Source organism: Micromonospora sp. NPDC047753, assembly GCF_040642735.1.
Taxonomy (GTDB): Bacteria; Actinomycetota; Actinomycetes; order Mycobacteriales; family Micromonosporaceae; genus Micromonospora.
Genome location: NZ_JBEYSL010000051.1, coordinates 1 through 21971 on the forward strand (window position 1 = coordinate 1; position 21971 = coordinate 21971).

Annotated in this window: 20 protein-coding genes; 14 read left to right on the forward strand and 6 right to left on the reverse strand. The window is 71.7% G+C overall.

The features are described from left to right. Nucleotides 1-1162 (reverse strand): immune inhibitor A domain-containing protein (locus tag ABZ749_RS07015; protein WP_357223723.1); only part of this gene is annotated, 1162 nt, incomplete at its 3' end. A 267-nt stretch (nucleotides 1163-1429) separates the two neighbouring features. After that, nucleotides 1430-3394, reverse strand: coding sequence for an acetate--CoA ligase (gene acs, locus ABZ749_RS07020; protein WP_357223726.1), 1965 nt, complete (start codon nucleotides 3392-3394; stop codon nucleotides 1430-1432). A 486-nt stretch (nucleotides 3395-3880) separates the two neighbouring features. Between acs and ABZ749_RS07025 the strand changes: the two genes are divergently transcribed. Continuing rightward, the gene (locus tag ABZ749_RS07025; protein ID WP_357223728.1) at nucleotides 3881-4627 is read left to right on the forward strand and encodes an oxidoreductase; all 747 of its coding nucleotides are present in this window, start codon (nucleotides 3881-3883) and stop codon (nucleotides 4625-4627) included. A gap of 18 nt (nucleotides 4628-4645) precedes the next feature. On the opposite strand, the gene ABZ749_RS07030 is transcribed toward ABZ749_RS07025, so the two are convergent. Continuing rightward, complete coding sequence (locus ABZ749_RS07030; protein WP_355004872.1) at nucleotides 4646-5449, reverse strand: HAD-IB family hydrolase; 804 nt, start codon at nucleotides 5447-5449, stop codon at nucleotides 4646-4648. A gap of 467 nt (nucleotides 5450-5916) precedes the next feature. Between ABZ749_RS07030 and ABZ749_RS07035 the strand changes: the two genes are divergently transcribed. The 10 genes from ABZ749_RS07035 to ABZ749_RS07080 all read left to right on the forward strand — a co-directional run bounded on the left by ABZ749_RS07035 (nucleotide 5917) and on the right by ABZ749_RS07080 (nucleotide 14270). Further along, a complete protein-coding gene (locus ABZ749_RS07035) occupies nucleotides 5917-7107 on the forward strand; it encodes a serine hydrolase domain-containing protein (RefSeq protein ID WP_357223730.1) in 1191 nt (396 codons plus the stop codon). 110 nt (nucleotides 7108-7217) lie between these two features. Next, on the forward strand, nucleotides 7218-7772 hold the full coding sequence (locus tag ABZ749_RS07040; RefSeq protein WP_357223733.1) for a sigma-70 family RNA polymerase sigma factor: 555 nt from the start codon (nucleotides 7218-7220) through the stop codon (nucleotides 7770-7772). Beyond that, on the forward strand, nucleotides 7772-8782 hold the full coding sequence (locus ABZ749_RS07045; protein ID WP_357223736.1) for a CU044_5270 family protein: 1011 nt from the start codon (nucleotides 7772-7774) through the stop codon (nucleotides 8780-8782). Before ABZ749_RS07040 ends, ABZ749_RS07045 begins: the two co-directional genes overlap by 1 nt. Before the next feature lie 218 nt (nucleotides 8783-9000). After that, a complete protein-coding gene (gene ssd, locus ABZ749_RS07050) occupies nucleotides 9001-10104 on the forward strand; it encodes a septum site-determining protein Ssd (protein WP_357223739.1) in 1104 nt (367 codons plus the stop codon). Continuing rightward, the gene (locus ABZ749_RS07055) at nucleotides 10101-11312 is read left to right on the forward strand and encodes a TadA family conjugal transfer-associated ATPase (RefSeq protein WP_357223742.1); all 1212 of its coding nucleotides are present in this window, start codon (nucleotides 10101-10103) and stop codon (nucleotides 11310-11312) included. The genes ssd and ABZ749_RS07055 overlap by 4 nt, the downstream gene beginning before the upstream one ends. Beyond that, nucleotides 11309-12607 (forward strand): hypothetical protein, encoded by a 1299-nt coding sequence (locus ABZ749_RS07060; RefSeq protein ID WP_357223745.1) that lies wholly within the window; start codon nucleotides 11309-11311, stop codon nucleotides 12605-12607. Before ABZ749_RS07055 ends, ABZ749_RS07060 begins: the two co-directional genes overlap by 4 nt. Then, nucleotides 12604-13224: a type II secretion system F family protein gene (locus tag ABZ749_RS07065; protein ID WP_357223748.1), complete on the forward strand. Its 621-nt coding sequence runs from the start codon at nucleotides 12604-12606 to the stop codon at nucleotides 13222-13224. Before ABZ749_RS07060 ends, ABZ749_RS07065 begins: the two co-directional genes overlap by 4 nt. A 22-nt stretch (nucleotides 13225-13246) precedes the next feature. Then, complete coding sequence (locus tag ABZ749_RS07070; RefSeq protein WP_081883916.1) at nucleotides 13247-13414, forward strand: DUF4244 domain-containing protein; 168 nt, start codon at nucleotides 13247-13249, stop codon at nucleotides 13412-13414. Nucleotides 13415-13461: 47 nt separating this feature from the next. After that, the gene (locus ABZ749_RS07075) at nucleotides 13462-13857 is read left to right on the forward strand and encodes a TadE family type IV pilus minor pilin (protein ID WP_357223762.1); all 396 of its coding nucleotides are present in this window, start codon (nucleotides 13462-13464) and stop codon (nucleotides 13855-13857) included. Between the two features lie 53 nt (nucleotides 13858-13910). Further along, nucleotides 13911-14270 (forward strand): Rv3654c family TadE-like protein, encoded by a 360-nt coding sequence (locus ABZ749_RS07080; RefSeq protein WP_357223765.1) that lies wholly within the window; start codon nucleotides 13911-13913, stop codon nucleotides 14268-14270. A gap of 426 nt (nucleotides 14271-14696) precedes the next feature. Here the strand turns inward: ABZ749_RS07080 and ABZ749_RS07085 are convergent, their stop codons facing one another. From ABZ749_RS07085 to ABZ749_RS07095, 3 genes are all read right to left on the reverse strand, one after another. Then, nucleotides 14697-15275: a hypothetical protein gene (locus ABZ749_RS07085; RefSeq protein WP_357223751.1), complete on the reverse strand. Its 579-nt coding sequence runs from the start codon at nucleotides 15273-15275 to the stop codon at nucleotides 14697-14699. Nucleotides 15276-15439: 164 nt separating this feature from the next. After that, on the reverse strand, nucleotides 15440-15649 hold the full coding sequence (locus ABZ749_RS07090; protein WP_357223754.1) for a hypothetical protein: 210 nt from the start codon (nucleotides 15647-15649) through the stop codon (nucleotides 15440-15442). 98 nt (nucleotides 15650-15747) lie between these two features. Beyond that, entirely contained in the window at nucleotides 15748-18168 is a 2421-nt protein-coding gene (locus ABZ749_RS07095) for a DEAD/DEAH box helicase (protein WP_357223757.1), read from the reverse strand. Nucleotides 18169-18308: 140 nt separating this feature from the next. On the opposite strand from ABZ749_RS07095, the gene ABZ749_RS07100 reads away from it, so the two are divergent. The 3 genes from ABZ749_RS07100 (at nucleotide 18309) to ABZ749_RS07110 (ending at nucleotide 21776) form a co-directional block, all read left to right on the forward strand. Further along, nucleotides 18309-18665: an STAS domain-containing protein gene (locus ABZ749_RS07100; RefSeq protein WP_355004901.1), complete on the forward strand. Its 357-nt coding sequence runs from the start codon at nucleotides 18309-18311 to the stop codon at nucleotides 18663-18665. Then, nucleotides 18662-19099, forward strand: a complete 438-nt coding sequence (locus tag ABZ749_RS07105) for an ATP-binding protein (RefSeq protein WP_030334228.1) — start codon at nucleotides 18662-18664, stop codon at nucleotides 19097-19099. The genes ABZ749_RS07100 and ABZ749_RS07105 overlap by 4 nt, the downstream gene beginning before the upstream one ends. A 316-nt stretch (nucleotides 19100-19415) precedes the next feature. Continuing rightward, nucleotides 19416-21776: a sodium-translocating pyrophosphatase gene (locus ABZ749_RS07110; protein ID WP_357223760.1), complete on the forward strand. Its 2361-nt coding sequence runs from the start codon at nucleotides 19416-19418 to the stop codon at nucleotides 21774-21776. Nucleotides 21777-21971 lie beyond the last annotated feature (195 nt).

Below are 21971 nucleotides of genomic sequence, written 5' to 3' on the forward strand. Positions count from 1 at the left end.
GCTGCACGATGTAGTTCGACGCCTTCAGGTTGGTGCCCGGGATGGTGTAGCCACCGGCGACCGTGGAGGAGTGCGCCCACACCGCGTACACGCCCTGGTCGCCGCCGCCACGGGACTTGCCCTGGCCGGCGTGCACCAGCACGAGGTGGTCGATCACGCCGTCCGGCTCGAAGACGTTGCCGTCACCGTCGCGGTCGGCCTGGTCCTCGATGTCGTAGTCGGCCCACGGGAAGTTCGGGTCCTTCGCGACGAGCGCGTCGATCGCGTCGGTCGCCAGGCGGCCCGCGCCGGCCGGGTTGTCCGGGTGGCCGTTCATCGACTGCTCACGGCCGGGAACCCACGCGCCGGTCTCGTCCTGGAAGCAGCGGTTGGCCGCGTACCAGCCCTCCGAGTGCGGCACGGTGATCCACGGGCTGGCCTGCCCGTCCACCGTGTACGCGTTCTTGGACATTTCCAGGTACATGTTGTGCATCGTGCGACCGGACAGGTCGATGCCCTTCTTGCCGTCCGGGCCCTTCAGGTCCGTGCGGACCCGCTCGGTGATGCCCTTCTTGCTGTAGAGCATCTTGTTGTAGTGCTGCGGCGAGAAGTCCGGCACCCACATCGAGTTGTTGTCCTCGTGGGGCAGGCGCGCCGGGTCCGCGATCTTGTTGTGCTTCGGGCCGTTCTGGACCGTGCCGGGGACGCAGGTGCGGTCCTCGAACACCGTCTTGGGGACCATGACGTCCGTGAAGTCGTCGTTGGCCTTGTCGTTGAACTCCACCAGCAGCGTCAGCAGCTTCGCCGTCTGGGTGGTCGGGGCCTTCTTGAACTTGCGGGGGTTCTGACCCGTCTTCAGCGACTTGGCCTCGTCCTTGGCCAGCTGCCGTGCGGTCACCGGGTTGCCCCGGGCGTGCTTGCGGTCGAAGGCGCGCGCGGATTCCGCGGCAGGGGTGTAGATGCCACCCTTGCCCTTCACCTCACGGCCGGTGGTGTCCGGCTGCACCTCGGGCTCGGCGTAGTTGATGTAGTGCTCGTCCGCGCCGATCACCGCCTGGGGGGTGCCGGACGACGGCTGGGCTGCCGCACTGCCACTCACGGTCAGTGACGTGGCCGCGAGGGCGATGACGGGCAGCGCGACGAGTAGTCGTCGCCGCGCCCTGGACTGCGGTTTGTGGTTCATGCCGCTCCGTTTCTCGGGCATGGGGAGGAGGACGTTGGGGTGGCCGACCATCGAAGCGATGTGTGTCGAACTCTTCCAACCTGCGTGAACCTAAAGCACAACCGGCCGAAAGGACAGTGGTGGCCGATGCCTGTGCCCGTTCAGCTTTCCCCGACTCCCCCGACCGACCGATGTGACACCGGCAGGACAGCGCGGACCGCATCCGTAAGACATGACAGAGGGTGGCGGCCCGAACGGACCGCCACCCTCCATTGAGTACGCCTACCGTCAGTCCTCGTCGGACTTCGTGCCGCTCATCCCCGAGGAGATCAGGTCCATCACCGAGGAGTCCTGCAACGTCGTCACGTCGCCCAGCGAGCGGTTCTCCGCCACGTCCCGCAGCAACCGTCGCATGATCTTGCCGGAGCGGGTCTTCGGCAGCTCCGGCACCAGCATGATCTGCCGCGGCTTGGCGATCGGGCCGAGCGTCTTCGACACGTGGTTGCGCAGGTCGGCGATGAGCTGCTCACCCGCCTCGCCGGCGATGTCCGTGCTGCCCCGCGGGATGGCGAACGCGACGATCGCCTGACCGGTGGTCGGGTCGGTCGCGCCGACGACCGCCGCCTCGGCCACCGACGGGTGCGACACCAACGCCGACTCCACCTCGGTCGTCGAGATGTTGTGCCCGGACACCAACATCACGTCGTCCACCCGGCCGAGCAGCCAGATGTGCCCGTCGTCGTCCTTCTTCGCACCGTCGCCGGCGAAGTACATGCCCTGGAAACGCGACCAGTACGTGTCGATGAACCGGTCGTCGTCACCCCAGATGGTGCGCAGCATCGACGGCCACGGCTCGCGCAGCACCAGGTAACCGCCACCACCGTTCGGCACCGACTGGCCCTGGTCGTCCACCACGTCGGCCACGATGCCCGGCAGCGGCGTCATCGCCGAGCCCGGCTTGGCCGCGGTCACCCCCGGCAACGGCGAGATCATGATGGCGCCCGTCTCGGTCTGCCACCAGGTGTCCACCACCGGCAGTTCGCCCCGGCCGATGTGCTCCCGGTACCACATCCAGGCCTCCGGGTTGATCGGCTCGCCGACGCTGCCCAACAGACGCAGCGACGACAGGTCGAAGCCCGCCGGGAGGTCGTCGCCCCACTTCATCATCGTCCGGATCAGGGTGGGAGCGGTGTAGAGGATGCTCACCCCGTACTTGTCGACGATCTCCCAGAACCGGCCCTTGTGCGGCGTGTCCGGGGTCCCCTCGTACATCACCTGGGTGGCGCCGTTGGAGAGCGGGCCGTACACGATGTAGGAGTGCCCGGTGACCCAGCCGATGTCGGCCGTGCACCAGTAGACGTCCGTCTCCGGCTTCAGGTCGAACACCGCGTGCGTGGTGTACGACGCCTGGGTGAGGTAGCCGCCGGTGGTGTGCAGAATGCCCTTCGGGCGGGCCGTGGTGCCACTGGTGTAGAGGATGAACAGCGGGTGCTCTGCGTCGAACGGCTGCGCGGTGTGCTCGGCCGACGCGGTCTCCACCGTCTCGTGCCACCAGTGGTCCTTCTCCGACCACGCCACGTCCTCGCCGGTGCGGCGGACCACGAGCACGTGCTCCACCGACGGGGAGTTCGCCACCGCCTCGTCCACAGTGGGCTTCAACGCCGACGGCTTGCCCCGCCGGTAACCACCGTCCGCGGTGATCACCACCTTGGCGCTGGCGTCCTGGATCCGGTTGCTCAGCGAGTCAGCGGAGAAGCCACCGAAGACCACACTGTGCGCGGCGCCGATCCGGGCGCACGCCAACATCGCCACCGCCGCCTCCGGGATCATCGGCAGGTAGATCGCCACCCGGTCGCCGGCTGTCACCCCCAGGTCGGTGAGCGCGTTCGCCGCCCGGCAGGTCAGCTCGTGCAGGTCCGCGTACGTGATGGTGCGGGTGTCGCCCGGCTCGCCCTCCCAGTGGATCGCGACCTTGTCGCCCCGGCCCGCCTCGACGTGCCGGTCCAGGCAGTTGTACGCGACGTTGAGCTGCCCACCCACGAACCACTTCGCGAACGGCGGGTTCGACCAGTCGAGCACCTCATCCCACTTCTTCGACCAGGCCAGCCGATCGGCCTGCTTCGCCCAGAAGGCCAGCCGGTCGGCCTCAGCCTCGGCGTACGCGTCGATGGTGACGTTGGCGTGCGCGGCGAGTTCGGCCGGCGGGGGGAACTGGCGCGTCTCGTTCAGCAGATTGGCCAATGCCTCGCTCATGCCGTGACTCCTCATCCTCGGGGTGACCTGGGTCTCGATGGCACGAGGGTAGTCGCGGGGCCTGCGCCCGGCCACGGCTGCCCACCGCCTCGCGCCGAGCGGCCCCCGGGGCGCGCCCGGCGGCCCGTCCCACCTGTCCCCGCCGCGCTGGGTGCCCTGATCAACACGGTTTCATGGAAGTCGGGGTGTCCAGGCCAGGCGGACACCCCGACTTCAAGAAACCCGTGCAGGAACTGCCGCTGTGGTCCGGCCGTGCGGCCGCGCCGGGCCTGGCGCGCCGGGTGGGTGGTCCAGGCTCGTGTCGCGGGCGGGTGCGACCGCGCCGGTACGGGTGAGGCGCCGCCGGGCGCGGGTGGTCCGGGTCGCGTTACGGGCGGGTGCGACCGCGCCGGTACGGGTGAGGCGCGGTGCCGGGCGCGGGTGGTCCCTGTCGCGTTGCGGGCGGGTGCGGCCCGCCGCGCCGGGCCGGGTCGTTAGCGTGGCGGGGTGACCACCGACCCGCTCGCCCCGTTGCTCGCGCTCGCCGACATCGCCGCCGCCGTCGAGCAGGCCCGCGCGCGGTTCGACCAGGCGCTCGGGCATCGGGCGCTGCGCCGGCACGGCGGACAGGTCGCCGCCGAGGTCAGCCTGCGCTCCGCTGTCGCCAGCGCGGCCCTCGAGGGTGCCGGGCACGAGCGTGAGGCGGTCCGGGCCGGCACCGTCACCGACCCGGTGCTCCAGGGGGCGCTGCGGGTCGCCGGAGCGCTGCCGGGCCTGAGCGAGCTGTGGCCCAAGGCGCCCCGCCAGGCGCTCGCGAAACTGCACGTGCTCGCCGCCCGGGACCTGGTGCCGGAGGCCGAGCTGGGCCGCCCGGTCGCCGACCCGGTGGTCGCCACCCGACTGGACGGGCTGGCCGGCCTCGTCGCCGGCGGTACGAAGGTCTCCCCGTTGGTGCTCGCCGCTGTCGTACACGGCGAGTTGTTGAACCTGCGTCCGTTCGCCGGGCCGTCCGGCGTGGTGGCCCGGGGGGCGGCCCGGCTGGTGCTGCTCGCCAGTGGCCTCGACCCGCGTGGCCTGCTCGCCGTCGACGTCGGGCACCGCGAGCGGGAGCCCGAGTACGTCGGCGCGGCCGGTGCCTTCGCCACCGGGACCCCGGACGGGCTGCGCTCCTGGCTACGGCACTACCTGGCCGCCGTCGAGGTCGCCGCCGACCAGCTCACCGCCATCGGAGACGAGATCCTCGCCGCCGCCTGAGCAGTTGGACGGGTGGTGTCAGGCGGTGGTGGCGGCTCGGGTTCGGCGGTGACGGCCGTACCAGGCGATGCCGATGGCCACACCCACCCCGACCCCCAGAGCCGCCGCGGCCACCGGAACGGCGGGCCGTTCCCGCAGCCGCCGACCCAGCGGGATCGGGTGCCGGAACTCCAGCACCGGCCACGCGTTCTCCGAAGCCAGCTTGCGCAGCTGCCGGTCCGGGTTGACCACACTCGGGTGGCCCACGCACTCCAACAACGGGCGATCGCTGTACGAGTCGGAATAGGCGTACGAATCAGCCAGGTCGTAGTCCCGGGCGGCGGCCAACTCGGTGACCGCCTCGACCTTGCTCGGGCCCGCCGCGTAGAACTCGACCTCGCCGCTGTACCGGCCGTCCTCCACCGTCATCCGGGTCGCGATCACGTCGGTCACGCCAAGCAGCTCACCGATCGGCCGGACCATCTCCTCGCCGGACGCCGACACCAGCACCACGTCCCGCCCAGCCGCCTGGTGCTCCACGATCAGGGCGGCTGCCTCGGCGTACACGTAGGGGTTGATCAGCTCGTGCAGCGTCTCCGCGACGATCTGGCGGACCTGCTCCACCTGCCAGCCCTTGCAGAGCGCAGCCAGGTAGTCCCGTGTTCGGGCCATGGTCTGCTCGTCGGTGCCGCCCAGCCGGAACATCAGCTGCGCGTACGCCGACTTGACCACGTCCCGCCGGGTGATCAGCCCATCCCGGTAGAACGGCCGACCGAACGCCAGGGCGCTCGACTTGGCGATGACGGTCTTGTCCAGATCGAAGAAAGCGGCACTTCGGCCCACGGCGCGAAAGTCTAGCCGGATGGTCTATGGTCGGCGGGTGCCCGGGGTCATGCCACCCCTCAGACCTGCGGGCTCTCCGCTCCGCGTGATCACGCTCACACTCTGCGAGGAGATTTTCGCAGTGAGTGGAGGCAGCACCACTCGACGTGACGGGCCCGCTCAGGCAGACTTGTCCGTACGACGAGCTTTCACATCCCCGAAACAGGCAGACCCTCAGCGGTTGCACCCCCCGTGACCGCTGAGTGGTTCGGCTCGACCCCCCCGGAGCCGAACCTCCGACGACCCCCGTCTCCCCCCGACGGGGGTCGTCCCTTTTCGTGGGAGCGCGCCACTCGGCACCATGAGGCTCGCTCGCGCCCTGGAAGCGGGGGTCTGCTGCTCGGTCGGGCCTTTCACCCTCACGTCGCGGGCCGTGCGACCGCTGCCTGGCGTGTAATTTCCCAGCGGGACGAGCTGAGGAGGAACGCGTGGCTGCTGGTGGCTTCTCGTCGAAACGGCTGGCCCGGCTGCGGGGGTTCCTTGAGCACCACGTCGAGTCCGGCTTCGTCCCGGGCATGGTGGTCGTCCTCGCCCGGCACGGTGAGGTGCACATCGAAGCGACGGGTCAGCTCGCGTTCGAGGGTCCCGGGTCGCAGACGCCGATGGCGGCCGACACGATCTGTCGCCTGGGCTCGATGTCGAAGCCGATCGTCGCCGCGTGTGCGATGACCCTCGTCGAGGACTGCACCGTCCGCCTCGACGACCCGGTCGACGATCTTCTCCCGGAGTTGGCGGACATGACAGTGCTCGTCGATCCCCACGGTCCGCTGGACGACACCGTCCCGGCGGAACGCCCGATAACGCTGCGGGACGTCCTGGACGGCACCCTTGGCACCGGCATGGTCCCTGCCGAACCGGGCACGGTGCCGATCGCCGACGCGTTGGACGCACTCGAATATCAGTCGCCGGACGAGTGGATCCGCCAGCTCGGTGACCTTCCGCTCGTCCACCAGCCGGGTGAGCGCTGGATGTACGACACCGCCGCCAACGTGACCGGCGTGCTGATCGCCAGGGCCACCGGCATGTCCTTCGGGGATGCGATCCGTGAGCGGGTCTGCAAGCCACTGGGGATGATCGACACCGCCTTCGACGTGGGTAGCGAGAGCATCCACCGGTTCGCTACGGCGTACGAGCAGGACAACGCCGCCACCGGCGAGCCGGTTGTCGAGGACGGTCCCGACGGGCGGTTCAGTCGACCGCGCCTGTTCGAGTCCGGTGGCGGCGGGCTCGTCTCGACCGCTAGGGACTACCTCGCCTTCGCCTCGGCGCTGCTTGCCGGCGGTGTCCACGGCGGCGGGCGGATGCTGTCGCGGCCTGCGGTGACGCTGATGACGAGCGACCACCTGACGGCGACCCAGAAGGCCGTCTCCGGGTTCTGGCCCGGCTACTTCGACGCCATCGGCTGGGGTTTCGGAATGTCGGTCCGGACCCGCAGAACGCACCTCGGGCCCTCGGTCGGCAGCTACGGATGGCCTGGCTTCTACGGCACGGCCTGGTACAACGACCCCGCCGAGGACCTGACGGCGATCGTGTTCATGCAGCGGGCACACGCTGGCGACCAGCGGCTGCCGATGTGGCACGACTTCTGGACCACCGTCTACCAGTCGATCGACGACTGACCGCAGCGTTCGTACCCCGGTGGAAGGCACCCGCCCCAGGCCGCGCGGTAATCCCGGGGCCCTCAGCGACACAAGCCATTGTGAGAGTCGCCGAGGCAATGGGGGTTCGGGTGGGTCCACCGAAGAAGCGGGACGAGGGCTGGTTCACCAGTCTCTACGCCGCCGAGTACGAGCACATAGTTCGATACGGCCTGCGTCGGCTCGCTGACCGGGATGCCTCGGCGGAGCTTGCCCAGGAGGTCTTCGTCGTCGCCTGGCGTCGTCGCGCCGAGGTGCCGGAGCGCAGCCTGCCCTGGCTGTACGGGGTGGCCCGACGCCTTCTGGCGAACCAGTGGCGGTCGCGACGCGGCGCACCGGACCTCCTCCCGATCACCGATGTCGACCTCGAGCGACTGGCCGGATCGTCGGGTGCCGACACGAGCGTCGGGGTCGCCGACATCTGGACCGCGCTGGCCAACCTCAACGACCTCGACCAGGAAATCCTCCGGCTGGTCGGCTGGGAGGAGCTGACGGTGTCCGAGGCGGCCAAGGTTCTCGGTTGCACCGGGGCAACCGCCGCAGTGCGCCTGCATCGCGCCCGCCGTCGCCTTGCCGAAGCGATGTCAGCCCGGCCCGCGCAGACCGGGCGTCGCCCGGTGTTGGCGACCCTTCGAGAGGATCTGTGATGTTCGGAGCAGAGCAGACCCGTACTCTCCTAGGCCCGGCCGACCCGGCCCGCAACGCCGCCGTCGGGCCACCGCCGGTCTCGGCGCGCGAGCTCATCGACCGTGCCAGCGCTACCGAGACGGTCGCCGGGCGTCGTCGCGTACGCCCGACCCGCCGGCTGGTCCTGACGGCCGGGACGCTGGCGGTCGCGGCCGGTGCCGTGGCGGTGCTCCAGCCGCTCGGCGGGCGCGCACCGGAGGCCCCGGGCGGGCCTGGAAACGCAGCGGGGTTGGTGCTCGTGCCGGTCGCGTACCAGTTCGACGCGGATCCGCCGGCCGCCGGCCCGCAGCTGCGCTTGCTGGCCGACAAGATCAAAGATGCGGCGTACGACCACCAGCGAGGCCGCTACATGTATCACCACACGAAGGTGTGGGGCGATCCGATGATGACCTCCGCCGACGGTCGCCACCACGTCGCCTTCGCCGGGGCCTCCAAAGTCTGGCAGGCCGCAGACGGGACCGGCAGTCAGATCAACACCCAGCTGGAGCCGCAGTACCCCGACCAGGAGTCCCGGGACTACTGGCAGCGCGCCTTCGATTCGCGTCCGGCGGTCGAGGGCACCCCTGCTCCGGCCATGATCCCGCTGCCGCCGCAGGAACTCAGGCCGCCGTCGGCTGTCCCGGCCGAGCTACGGGAGCTGCTGAAGGTCGAATACGGCGCAGGGGCGGCGAGCAAGGAGGTCAGCGCACTCTACGGCCGGTACGTCGTACCGCGTGCGACCCGAGCGGCGGTCCTGCGGGTCCTCGCCGACGTGCCCGGCTTCCGCTGGCGGGGGCAGGTCACGGACCGTGCCGGTCGGAACGGGGTCGCCGTCACCTTCGACGACCGCGAACACGACGCGCAATCTCTTCTGGTCTTCGATCCGACGACGGGCGAACTGCTCGCCGATGAGCGGTTGACGCTGTCGCCAGTGCGGATCAGCTCGTACCAGGTGGTCCTCGATGCCGGCTGGACCGACCGGGTCGGCTGACCGCGACTTGCGGGGCCGCTCCTTACGGGAGCGGCCCCGCTGTCTTCCCGTAGCGCCCGTAGCTGCGGCGATGCCCGCGCCCGTAGCAGATCAACTGCCTCGACGGCGGTTTTCCACAGGCCACCAGGTTGTCCACAGGCGACGACATCGGGACGGCTCGTGGGGTGGATTCCGAGCAGGGTCGGCGGCATACCAGAGCCCGACCGCTGGAGGCCGCGATGCCACCCCGTACCACGGTTCCGCCGATCCGCCGGCTCCCGCTGGTCGTCACCGGCGACGACGACCTGCTCGACGATGTGCTCCGGCTCGCCGCCGTCGGCGGCACGGAGGTGGAACTCGCCCGCGACCCAGCGGCTGCCCGCACCCGGTGGCTTCCCGCGCCCCTGGTGCTGCTCGGCGCCGACCAGGCGCAGGCCTGCCTGCGCGCCCGGTTGCCGCAGCGCCCTCGGCTGGTGCTGCTCGGCCGGGCTGGTCAGCTCGACCCTGGCTGGCAGATCGCCGAGCTGATCGGGGCCGAGCACGTCGCCACGCTGCCGGCCGCAGAGCCGTGGTTGGTGGATCGGTTCGCCGAACATCATCCGGATCGTCCGGCCGGCGTCGGCGCCCGTGTGGTCGCGGTCCTCGGTGGTCGGGGCGGTGCGGGCGCGAGTGTGTTCGCCGGTGGTCTGGCGGTGACCGCCGCCCGGGCCCGGTTGCGCACCCTCCTGGTCGACGCCGACCCGCTCGGTGGTGGCCTCGACCTCGTGCTGGGCTGGGAGCAGTTGGAAGGCCTGCGCTGGCCGTCGCTCACCAGCGCCGACGGACGGGTGGACGCCCCGGCGCTGGTGCAGGCCCTGCCCAGCCGGGGTGACCTCGTGGTGCTCTCCTGGGACCGCGGCGAGATGCTGCCGCTGCCGGTGACGGCGATGGCGGCGACAGTCGACGCGGCCCGGCGTGGACGGGACTTCGTGGTGATCGACCTGCCCCGACAGTTGGACGATGCGGCTGTGGTGGCGCTGCAAGCCGCCGACCAGGCGTTTGTCGTCGTGCCGGCCGAGTTGCGTGCCACCGCGGCGGCCACTCGGGTGGTGGCCGCGGCCGCCCCGCACTGCGCTGCGCTCTCGGTGGTGGTGCGCGGGCCCGCACCTGGGCGGTTGCGGGCGTCCGAGGTGGCACGGGCGCTGGGCCTCCCCTTGGCCGGCACGTTGCGCCCCGAGCCGGAGCTCTGCCGTCGGCTGGAACGGGGCGAGGCGCCGGCCGCCGGGGGCAAGGGCCCACTCGCCGTGCTCTGCCAACGGATCGTCACCGACCTCACCGGCGCGCCGGCTGCGGGTGCGGCGTGACCGCCGGGCCGGAGGACGGCACGCTCGCGGCCCGGGTACGGCAGCGGATCGCCGCCGCCACCACCCCGGTCACCGCGGCGGCCATCGTCTCCGCGGTACGGGCCGAACCCGCCGCCGCAGTGCTCGGCGACACCGCCATGCTGCGGATCGCCGACCGGGTGCGCGACGACCTCGTCGGCGCCGGGCCGTTGGCGCCGCTGCTCGCCGACCCTGAGGTCACCGACGTCCTCGTCAACGGCGTCCGGGTCTGGGTCGACCGCGGGTCTGGGCTGCACCAGGTCGCCGTCCCGGTGGGCTCGGTCGAGGACGTCCGTCGATTGGCGCAGCGGCTGATCGCCAGCGCGGGGCGGCGGCTCGACGACGGCTCCCCGTACGCGGATGCGCGGCTCCCCGACGGCACCCGACTGCACGCCGTGCTGCCGCCGGTGGCGACCGAAGGTCCCTACCTCTCGCTGCGGACCTTCCGGCACCGGCCGTTCACCCTCGACGAGCTGGTGGGCCAGGGGACCGTGCCGCGCCCGCTGGCACCACTGCTCGCCGCAGTTGTGGCGGCCCGGCTGGCGTACCTGGTGACCGGTGGCACGGGGTCGGGCAAGACGACCCTGCTCAACACCCTGCTGGGGATGGTGCCGGCCACCGAACGGATCGTGCTGGTGGAGGACGCCGCCGAGCTGCGTCCGGGGCATCCGCACGTGGTGGGGCTTCAGGCACGTACCGCCAATGTGGAGGGGACGGGCGTGGTCAGCCTGGCGGACCTGGTCCGGCAGGCGTTGCGGATGCGCCCGGACCGGCTGGTGGTCGGGGAGTGCCGGGGCGGTGAGGTGGTCGACCTGCTGGCGGCGCTCAACACCGGCCATGACGGGGGCGCGGGCACCCTGCACGCCAACACACCGGCGGACGTGCCGGCCCGGTTGGAGGCCCTCGGCATGTTGGGTGGGCTGCCTCGCGCCGCGCTGCACGCCCAGGTGGCCGCCGCGTTGCAGGTGCTGTTCCAGGTACGACGCAGCGACCGGGGTCGCGTCCTGGAATCGGTCTGCCTGCTGCTGCCCGAGGGACCCGAACGCATGGTGACGGTGGTGCCCGCCTGGGTGCGCGGCAGCGGGCTCGGGCTCGCCGCCCGCGCCCTCGGGGCGCTGCTGCGGGAGCGTGGGGTGGCGGTGCCACCCATCCTCAGCGAACCATGGCCCGGATCGGCGGGTCCGGCATGACCGCCGAGACGATGCTGGCTGCGGCGCTGCTCCTTGTCGCCGCTGCCCTGGTGGCGTGGCCCGTGCGGAGCATCCGGTCCCGTCGCCGTCGCGTGCTGGCACCGGAGCGGATGGCCGGCCGTGTTGATCCGGATGACGCCCTGGTGGAGTGGATCAGGGAACTCGGTCGCACGCCGGACGGGCCGGTCGACGGCACCGGAGCTGCCCCGACCAAGGGTCATCCAGTCGGCATCGCGGGCGAGTCGGGTGCCACCGTGGGTGCCAACGAAAGACGGACGGCACTCGGCTGGCCCGACCGGGACGTCACCCGCAGCCCGAGGTGGCCGGGAGCGGCAGACGGGTTCACACGTCCGGAGGGGCCGACGCGCCCACCGGCCCGGCGGGATCTCCGACGCCCGACCGGCACCGCCCGCCCGGGGGTGGTCCCCACGATGCTCGATGCCGAACGGCAGCCGGGCGCGTCGGCGGCCACGATCACGATCGGTGTCAGCAGTGCGGACACGGCCGGTCGGAACGACGTCTCCGGCCCGGCAACCGCAGACGGGCACGGCGACCTGGACGCCGGCTGTCGAGGCGGTGCGTCCGACGGGGCGGCGTCCGACGGGTGCGCGATCGTCGATTGCCGCGCCCACGGGCGCGTCGGCGCGACCGGGAGAAGGCCGGGTACGCCTCCGTCGGTGCGCATCTCGCGATCGACGACCCGCGTGCTGCCGGTGGTCGGTCTGCTTGGCGGCGGGGTGGGTGCCGTGGTCGGCGGTCCGGTGGCTGCGGTCGCGATGGCCGGGTACGGCACGCTGGCCGTGCGCGCCGCGCTGCGTTGGCGAGTGAACCGCAGCGCCGAGCGGGACAGACGACGTGGGCTGGACCAGCTCTGCGGCCTCGCGGCGGACCTGCGGGCCGGCCTGCCCGTCCCACACGTGCTCGACGTCACGGCCGTCGGGAGTGACGGGGGGAGCCGCCTACGTCAGCTGACCTCGGCGGCGGTGCGCTTGGCCGACCGGACCGGCGCGCCGCTGGCGGAGCTTGTGGAGCGGATCGAGGCGGACGCACGGGCGACCGACCGGGGTCTGGCCGCAGCGGCGGCCCAGGCGGCCGGTGCCCGGGCCACTGCCTGGCTACTGGCGGCCCTGCCGGTTGGCGGGATCGGGCTGGGGTACGGCATCGGCGTCGACCCCATGGCGGTGCTCCTGCACAGCACGGTCGGCGGTGCCAGCGCGGTTGTCGCGGTCGCCCTTCAGGTAGTGGGCCTCCTCTGGGCGGAACGGCTGGGCGCGGCACCGGGGCGGGCTGGATGACCGCCCAAGGCCCAGCCAGGCGGCGACCGGACGTGATCCGGCTCGTGGCGGTGTTGGCTGGGCTCGCCGTGGCCATCGTCGTCGAGGGCTGGCTCGGGCTGCTCGGCGCTATCCCGGCCGCGTTCCTGCTCGACGTCCTGTTGCGGCGGATCGAGTCGCCCGCGGTGCGTCGGCGGCGGCAGCAGGAGGCCGCCGACCTACCGCTCGCCGCCGACCTGCTGGCCGCGGCGATGCGGGCGGGCGCCCCGGTGGATCGCTCGGTACTGGCCGTCGCCGAGGCACTGGACGGGCCGCTAGCCGGCCGGCTGGCCCGGGTCGGCCGCACGCTGCTGCTCGGTGGTGGCCCAGCAGAGGCATGGTCCGCGCTGGACGGAGTGCCCGGCGCGGAGCGCCTGACCGCAGCGGCGTTGCGGTCGGCAAACAGTGGTGCCGCCCTGGCCGGCGCACTGACCCGGCTCGCCGACGACCTGCGCGCCGACCGGGCCACCGCTGCAGAGGCATCAGCCCGCCGGGCGGGTGTGCTCATCGTCCTGCCGCTGGGGCTCTGCTTCCTGCCGGCCTTCATTCTCGCCGGACTCGTGCCGGTGATCGTCGCCGTTCTCGGCGACGTGCTCTGACCCATCGAGAAGGGAAACAGTCATGCGCAAACTCATCGCCCGCCTGCGCGGCGATGCCGGAATGAACACGGCCGAGTACGCCGTGGGCACCCTCGCTGCGGTCGCCTTCGCCGGGATCCTGTTGAAGGTGCTGACCTCCGGCAACGTCCAGTCGGCACTGACCGCCGTCATCGACCGGGCACTGAAGTGATCGAGCGCCGGCAGGCCGGCCGCGATCCGGGTTCGAGCGTTCCCGGGCTGGCGGCACGCGGCGGGCGGAGACTTCGCGTCCTTCCGCGGACCGTTGGCGGGGACCGGGGGTCCTTCACCGCCGAACTGGCGGCCGGCCTGCCGGCGCTGCTCCTGCTCCTGCTGGCCGGCCTGACCGCTGTCAACGCCGTCAGCGCACAGGCGGGCTGCCTGCACGCGGCCCGGGAGGCTGCGCTCGCCGCCGCCCGGGGCGCGGACGGCGGCGCGGAGGGTGACAGCGCGGTGCCGCCGGGCGCGGCGGTTTCAGTGTCCGTCGACGGCGACCGGGTGCGGGCGACGGTACGGGCACCCGTCCGGACGTTGGGCGGCCGGCTACCGCGGATCACCGTGGTCGCCACCGCAGTCGCCGCCGTCGAACCGGGCGCGCACCAGGGGAGTTGGTAGTGCGAAGGGATCAGTCACCCCGCGCCGGTCACCGACCGGCTTCCGGGGAGCACATTGATGGCCGGCCGGACCGGCAGCGAGGTGGCGCTACAGTCCTGCTGTTGGCGATGGGGCTCGTCTTCGTGGTGTTCGGGACGTTCGGTGCCGCCATCGTCGCCGCCGGAATGGCGAGCCAGCGGGCGGCGGTAGCTGCCGACCTCGGCGCGCTGGCCGGGGCGGCGCGGGCGCTCGACGGCGACGCCGCAGCGTGCGCGTCCGCATCCGACCTCGCCGGTCGCAACGACGGCCGGCTGGTCGGCTGTCGCCTCGACGGGATGGACGTGCTGGTGACGGTCGAGGTGGCGTTCACGCCGCTACCCGGCCTGACCCGGGTGGCTACGGCGAGCGCCCGCGCCGGCCCGGTACGTGGTTGAGCCGTGTGGTTGCCCGCCTGACCGGTGCCGTGGTGTCAAGCGCAGGTAGGGGCCGTTGCGCGGCTGAAGCGAGCTGGGGCACTCGTGGGATTGGTGGACGCTACGGAGCTGAATCGTTTACGACGCCAGGCGTGATGCGTTTACGACATCAGCTCCAAAGGGGGAGCGGACCACTTCCCGGGGGCAGGGGGCCGGGTCACCAACGGCCTGCCGCCCGGCGGTGCGTTCAACGGTCTGCCGCCCGGCAGTGCGTTCAACGGCCTGCCGCCCGGCGGCGCGGTGCAACGGTCTATCGCCCGGGAGTCAGGACACGCCTGCGGCCCGCCGGCCGGGACTGGTTGAGGTCCCGGCCGGCAGCCGAGGATTGGGTGGCCGCTACGGCGACGGTGGAGGGTCGCCGCGCCGCCGTGGCCCGGGCCGGGTGTGTCAGCGGGCCTGGAGCGCGTCGAGGGCCACGGCCATCGCGATGACCAGGCGACGGTCGATCTGCGGGTTCTGCACCTCGACGACGTACTTGTCGCGCAGGCCCCACTTCTTGACCACCGTGAAGACCGGCTGACCGCCTGCGGTGAAGTCGAAGTGGTACGGCAGCCAGGACAGCGAGTCGACGAAGCGACGCAGCAGTGCCACCGGCATGCTCCGCTCCTGGCCCGTCACCTGCGGCAGACCGGCCTGCTCGACGTGCCAGGTGGAGCGCAGCAGCGACTGGGCGAAGTCCTTGCGGAACAGCCCGATCGCGTTGCCGGCCGCGTCGGTGACGTCGTACGTGGCACCGAGGTCGATGCGCTGGCGGGCCTTGAAGCCGAGCAGAGGCTGCTGCTTGGAGTCATCCGTGTAGATGGTCACCTGCTCCTTGAAGGCGAGCCGCTTCTGCTGCGCGAACGCCAGCAGCTCACCCTCGGTGCCATCGGGGGCGACCGCCCGGACCTCATACTGGTTGACCATCATGCGCAGTCGCTGGCGGATGTGGAACTGGTGCTGGCCCTGCAAGTTGTCGAGCTGCATGTGTACTCCTCCGGGGGTTGGTGCGCCGGAGTCTCGCACAGCCCGACAATCGTCGCGTCCCTGCCGCCCATGATCAGAAGCTGCTGGGTAGCCGTCGAGGTCCCCGGACGACTACCCAGCACGAAGTGGTCACTGGTGCCCTGGCAGGACCACTCCGAAAGACCTCAGCGACTGTCGACGGAGTTCGCGGCCCGCAGCGCCCAGGTGTTCAGCACCTGGTGGATGCCGCGCAGCCGCTCGTTGATCTGTTCCAGCCGTTCCGCCTGGGCCAGGGCGGCCAGTGCCGACCCCAGCGCGATCTGCTGGTCGAGGGTGAGATTGTCCTGGTCGATGGTGTAGAGCAGGTCGACGGTTTCGGCGATGGTGTCGGCCACGGCTTCTCCTCGGGCACGGGGGCGGTCGGCAACATGGGCATCGATGGAAGCGCTCCCATGCCATTGTGCCCCGTGCCAAGCCGATTCATGCAAGCCGCTCAGTCCGGCAGGTTCGCCAACACCACGTCGAGCACCCGGATCGCGTCCGGCTTGGAGAGGGGATTGTTGCCGTTGCCGCATTTCGGTGACTGCACGCAGGACGGGCAGCCGGCCTCACAGCCGCACTCCGCGATCGCGTCCCGGGTGGCCCGCAGCCACGCCGCCGCCGTCCCGTACGCCCGCTCGGCGAACCCGGCTCCACCCGGATGCCCGTCATAGACGAAGACGGTCGGCGCCTCGGTGTCGGGGTGCAGGGCGGTGGAGAGCCCGCCGATGTCCCACCGGTCGCAGGTGGCCATCAGCGGCAGCAGGCCGATCGCGGCGTGTTCGGCGGCGTGCAACGCACCCGGCACGTCGGCCGGCTGGACCCCGGCGAGGGCCAACGACTGCGGTGACAGGGTGAACCAGACCGCCACCGTGCGAAGCTCCCGGGTGGGCAGGTCCAGCGGCCGCGTGTCGATCACCTCGCCGGTGGCGATCCGCCGCCGTTGGTACGACACCACCTGACTGGTCACATCCACCTCACCGAGGAACATGCCCACCGGGCCGGCGTCCACGTAGGAGCGCACCGACACCACCGACAGGTCGGTGACGTCGCGGGCGTGGGTGGACCAGTCCGGTTCCTCGGCGCGTACCAGCGCGCAACCGTCGGCCAGGTCAAGCTGGTCGACCACGTACGAGACACCCTGGTGCAGATAGACCGCGCCGGAATGCAGCAGGAAGTGCGACGAGCCGCCGTCGACAGTGCCGAGCAGCCGGCCGGTCGACGACTCCACCACCGCGACCGGGGCACCGCCCTCGCCGCGCAGGTCCACCTCTGGCCGCTCGCGGTGCCGCCAGTACCAACCGGTGGGCCGCTGCCGCAGCGCCCCCGCCGCGACCAGCTCGTCGACCGCCTCCTTCGCCCCCTCGCCGAAGAGCGCCAGGTCGGCAGGTGTGAGCGGTGCCTCCACCGCGGCGCAGGCCAGCTGCGGTGCCAGCACGTACGGGTTGGCCGGGTCGAGCACCGTCGCCTCCACCGGCGCGCCGAAGATCGCCTCCGGGTGGTGCACCAGGTAGGTGTCCAGGGGATCGTCCCGGGCCACCAGCACCGCGAGGGCCTCCTGCCCGGAACGGCCGGCGCGGCCCGCCTGCTGCCACAGCGACGCCCGGGTGCCCGGGTAGCCGCAGATCAGCACCGCGTCGAGCCCGACCAGGTCCACGCCCAGCTCCAGCGCGTTGGTGGAGGCCAGGCCGAGCAGGTCGCCGTGCAGCAGCGCCCGTTCCAGCTCGCGCCGCTCCTCCCGCAGGTAGCCACCCCGGTAGGCGGCCACCCGGTCGCCGAGCCCCGGAACCGCGTCGTCCAGCGCTCGACGCGCGTTGGTGGCCACCACCTCCGCGCCCTTGCGGGAGCGGACGAAGGCGAGGGTGCGTACCCCCTCGGCGACCGTGTCGGCGAGCAGGTCCGCGGTCTCGCGCAGCGCCGACCGGCGGACCTGGTGGAGCTCGTCGTGTTCGCCCGTCGCCTGCGGCGGCACCGGGGTGGAGGCCGACGAGTCGGGTGGCAGCAGCGGCGGTTCCCAGAGCGCGAAGGTGACCCCGCCGCGGGGGGAGGCGTCCTCGGTGACCGCCGTCACCGGCAGCCCGGTGAGACGCCCGGCCGCGGTGGCCGGGTCACCGGACGTCGCCGAGGCGAGCACGAACACCGGGGTGGCCCCGAACCGGGCGCACTGCCGGCGCAGCCGACGCAGCACGTGCGCGACGTGCGAGCCGAACACGCCCCGGTACGTGTGGCACTCGTCGATCACCACGTACGCGAGTCGGCGCAGGAAGCCGGACCACTGGGCGTGCCCGGGCAGGATGCCGTGGTGCAGCATGTCCGGGTTGGTCAGCACGAACCGGGAGTGCCGCCGGATCCACTCCCGCTCGGTGCGCGGAGTGTCCCCGTCGTAGCAGGCGGGGCGTACCCCTTCCAGCTCCAGCGCGGAGACGGCGCGCAACTGGTCCGCGGCGAGGGCCTTGGTCGGTGCCAGGTAGAGCACCGTGGCCCGGGGGTCGGCGAGCAGGGTGGCCAGGGCGGGCAGTTGGTACGCCAGTGACTTGCCGGACGCGGTACCGGTGGCGACGACGACGTGCTGGCCCTCGTACGCCAGGTTGGCAGCCTCGGCCTGGTGCTGCCACGGCGCGACCACGCCGCGTCGGGTGAACGCCGCGCGCAGCTCCGCCGATGCCCACGGCGGCCACGGCGCGGGCACCCCGGCGCGGGCCGGCACCCGCTCGACGTGGGTGACCGGGTCGGCGGCGCCTCGGGCGCGTAGCCGGCGCAGCAGGTCGGCGGGCGCTGGCCCGGTCCCGGGACCAGCGGATACGGTGGCCGCGGACGACGACTCCAGGTCGTGGCGCGGCGTGCCGCGCGCGGAGCTGAAGTCGTTGGAGGTCACGCCCTGCACTCTCGCACTGGTGTTCGGAGATGAAAAGTCGGACACCGGGGTAAGGGGAAGCCTCCGCTGGCGTCCGCAGGCCGCCCCGGCGGTAGTGGTTAGATGCCCACGAGAGTTTACGGCTCTGGCGAGGAGGACCGATGGAGCTGTCACTGGCGACCCGCACCGTGGGCGAGCACACGGTGCTCGAGGTCGGTGGTGAGGTGGACGTCTACACCGCGCCCCGGCTCCGTGAGCGACTCCTCGAACTGATCGACGGTGGCGCCCGTCACGTGGTGGTGGACCTCGGTCGGGTGGACTTCCTCGACTCGACCGGGCTGGGCGTGCTGGTCGGCGCGCTCAAGCGGCTCCGCTCGGCCAGCGGTTCGTTCGCGCTGGTCTGCGACAAGGAGCCGCTGCTCAAGATCTTCCGGATCACCGCGCTGGACCAGGTGTTTCCGCTGCACCCGACGGTCGACGCGGCGGTCAGCGCCGACTCGGCGGGCGCCGACGCGTGATGGCGACAGTCAAGCTCTCCTTCTCGCCCGCTCCGGTGCACGTGCGCACCGCCCGCCTGGTCGGCGTCGCCGTCGCCCGGCGGGCCGGGGTGCGGGAGGACCTGCTGGACGAGGTGCGCCTGGCCATCGGTGAGGCGTGCACCCGCGCGGTGGCCCTGCACCGGCAGTACGGCCTGGCCGACCCGGTGCTGGTCGAGATGTCCGACGGTGGCTCGTACGCCGTGCGGGTGGTGGACCGGGCGCCGATCGAGGCGGGTATCGGTCTGACCGCGCTGCCGCCCGACGAGCTGGCCAACGAGTCGCTGACCGATGAGGCGCTCACCACCGGCGTCGGCTTCGCGCTGCTCGCCGGTTTCGTCGAGGACCTCCAGGTGCGCCCGGTCGACGAGGGCATCGGCACCGAGGTGCGGATGGTGTGGCCGGTCGGCCGCTGACCACTTCCGCTGCGTAGGCCGCGTCCCCTGCTGGGGATGCGGCCTTCTCTGCATGGATCGGGCCCTATATCAGATTTCGTTTCATAACACAGCGACGAAGATCATCGCGACACGGTGCCACCTGGGTGTGACCTCCAACACTGTGGAGGGCTACAGTACCCGGGTTGTCAGCAAGTGACCTATCCCGCAGCCAGCGGGTATGGGTGTTCATCGCTGGTCCGCTGGTGGGTTGGCGCGCGCTTGCGAGTCCGCATCCAGGCGTCGGTCAGTGCGTCTCCACTCACCGGCGCGATTGTTCGGTAACAGGAGGACACAGATGTCCGAGACCTTGGCCGCCGACGGCGGCGGGCTTTCCCTTACCGGAAGCAATGTCACCTACGTCGTCATCGCCGCGGTTGTCGCGCTGGTGGCACTTGGTTTCGCTGCCGCCCTGACGAAAACGGTGCTGGCCGCTGGCAAGGGCACCGAGAAAATGCAGGAGATCTCGGGGGCCGTCCAGGAGGGCGCCTCGGCCTACCTGCTCCGACAGTTCCGCACCCTGGCGATCTTCGTGGTCATCGCCGTCGTGCTGCTCTTCCTGCTTCCGGTGCACGACACCGACGGCAGTGAGCTCGCGGTGAAGCTCGGCCGGTCACTCTTCTTCGTGGTGGGCGCCCTGTTCAGCGCGTTCATCGGCGGCGCCGGCATGTGGCTGGCCACCAGAGCCAACCTGCGGGTGGCCGCCGCCGCGAGGGAGCGGGCAGGCGGCCGCGAGGCGGCCATGAAGATCGCGTTCCGGACCGGTGGTGTCGTCGGCTTCTTCACCGTCGGCCTCGGCCTCTTCGGTGCCGCGCTGGTCGTCCTGATCTACCGGGGTGACGCGCCCACCGTGCTGGAGGGCTTCGGCTTCGGCGCCGCGCTGCTCGCGATGTTCATGCGGGTCGGCGGCGGCATCTTCACCAAGGCCGCCGACGTCGGCGCCGACCTGGTCGGCAAGGTCGAGCAGGGCATCCCCGAGGACGACCCGCGCAACGCCGCAACCATCGCCGACAACGTGGGCGACAACGTCGGTGACTGCGCCGGCATGGCTGCCGACCTGTTCGAGTCGTACGCGGTCACGCTGGTCGCCGCGCTGATCCTCGGCCGCGCCGCGTTCGGCGAGGAGGGCCTGGTCTTCCCGCTGATCATCTCCACCATCGGCGTGCTGATCGCCATCGTCGGCGTCTTCATCACCCGGCTGCGTGCGACCGACCGCAACGCCCTGACCGCGATCAACCGGGCCTTCTACCTGTCGGCTGTGCTCTCCGCGGTGCTGGTGGCTGTCGCCGCCTTCGCGTACCTCCCGGCGACGTTCGGCGAGTTCGACAGCGGGCTCACCGACGCGCCTGGCAACCCCCGGCTGGTCGCCATCGGCGCGGTCGTGATCGGCATCGTGCTGGCAGCCGCGATCCAGGCGCTGACCGGCTACTTCACCGAGACCAACCGGCGACCGGTGCAGGACATCGGCAAGAGCTCGCAGACCGGTGCCGCAACCGTCATCCTGGCCGGCATCAGCATCGGTCTGGAGTCGGCGGTCTACTCGGCGCTCCTGATCGGCGCCGGCGTCTTCGGGGCGTTCCTCCTCGGCGGCAGCTCCATCACGCTGTCGCTGTTCGCGGTGGCGCTGGCCGGCACCGGCCTGCTCACCACTGTCGGCGTGATCGTCGCGATGGACACCTTCGGGCCGATCTCCGACAACGCCCAGGGCATCGCCGAGATGTCCGGTGACCTCGACGAGCACGGCGCTCGCACGCTCACCGAGCTGGACGCCGTCGGCAACACCACCAAGGCGATCACCAAGGGCATCGCGATCGCCACGGCGGTCCTCGCGGCGACCGCGCTGTTCGGCTCCTACACCGACTCGCTCCGCAGCGCGTACGAGGACGCTGGCGTGGGCGACGTCGGTACGGAGATCCTCAACTCGCTGAACGTGGCGAACCCGCGCAACCTGGTCGGCCTGATCATCGGCGCGGCGGTGGTCTTCCTCTTCTCCGGGCTGGCCATCAACGCGGTGTCCCGCTCGGCCGGTGCCGTGGTGATGGAGGTCCGCCGGCAGTTCCGTGAGCTGCCCGGCATCATGGACGGCACCCAGCGCCCGGAGTACGGCAAGGTCGTCGACATCTGCACCCGGGACGCGCAGCGCGAGCTGATGACCCCCGGCCTGCTCGCCATCCTGGCGCCGATCGCTGTCGGCTTCGGCCTCGGGCCCGGCGCGCTCGCCGCGTACCTGGCCGGTGCGATCGGTGCCGGCACCCTGATGGCGGTGTTCCTGTCCAACTCCGGTGGGGCCTGGGACAACGCCAAGAAGCTGGTCGAGGACGGCGCGTACGGGGGCAAGGGCTCCGAGGCGCACTCCGCCACGGTCATCGGCGACACCGTCGGCGACCCGTTCAAGGACACCGCCGGCCCGGCGATCAACCCGCTGATCAAGGTGATGAACCTGGTCTCGCTGCTGATCGCGCCCGCCGTGGTGGCCTGGAGCGTCGGCGACGACCGCAACGTCGGCCTGCGGGTCGGCATCGCACTGGTCGCGACGCTGATCATCGTGGCGTCGGTGGTGTTCAGCAAGCGCAAGGGCATCGCGATGTCCGACTCGGACGCCGACGGCAACGCCGGCGCGGGCAGCACCGACCACCGCCCGGAGACGGTCAACGCCTGATCCAGGAACGGCCCGGGTCCCCGGTCGACGTGGCTTGTCGACCGGGGACCCCGGCCGTCCGGCCCGATGCCACACCTGGCCAAAGGCCGTACGCTGCAACGCATGCGTACGTGCCGGGCGTCTGCCGCCGGAAAGCTCACGGTGGTCCTGGCCACGATCGTCGTTCTGGCCGGCTGCGGCGGCGGCCCCAGCCCA

Bases quoted from the DNA above. Each gene is read 5' to 3' on its own strand.
- ABZ749_RS07100 (WP_355004901.1), top strand. From the start codon at position 18,309: ATGGAGCTGTCACTGGCGACCCGCACCGTGGGCGAGCACACGGTGCTC.
- ABZ749_RS07045 (WP_357223736.1), top strand. From the start codon at position 7,772: ATGTTCGGAGCAGAGCAGACCCGTACTCTCCTAGGCCCGGCCGACCCG.
- acs (WP_357223726.1), bottom strand. From the start codon at position 3,394: ATGAGCGAGGCATTGGCCAATCTGCTGAACGAGACGCGCCAGTTCCCC.
- ABZ749_RS07110 (WP_357223760.1), top strand. From the start codon at position 19,416: ATGTCCGAGACCTTGGCCGCCGACGGCGGCGGGCTTTCCCTTACCGGA.
- ABZ749_RS07085 (WP_357223751.1), bottom strand. From the start codon at position 15,275: ATGCAGCTCGACAACTTGCAGGGCCAGCACCAGTTCCACATCCGCCAG.
- ABZ749_RS07065 (WP_357223748.1), top strand. From the start codon at position 12,604: ATGACCGCCCAAGGCCCAGCCAGGCGGCGACCGGACGTGATCCGGCTC.
- ABZ749_RS07060 (WP_357223745.1), top strand. From the start codon at position 11,309: ATGACCGCCGAGACGATGCTGGCTGCGGCGCTGCTCCTTGTCGCCGCT.
- ABZ749_RS07070 (WP_081883916.1), top strand. From the start codon at position 13,247: ATGCGCAAACTCATCGCCCGCCTGCGCGGCGATGCCGGAATGAACACG.
- ssd (WP_357223739.1), top strand. From the start codon at position 9,001: ATGCCACCCCGTACCACGGTTCCGCCGATCCGCCGGCTCCCGCTGGTC.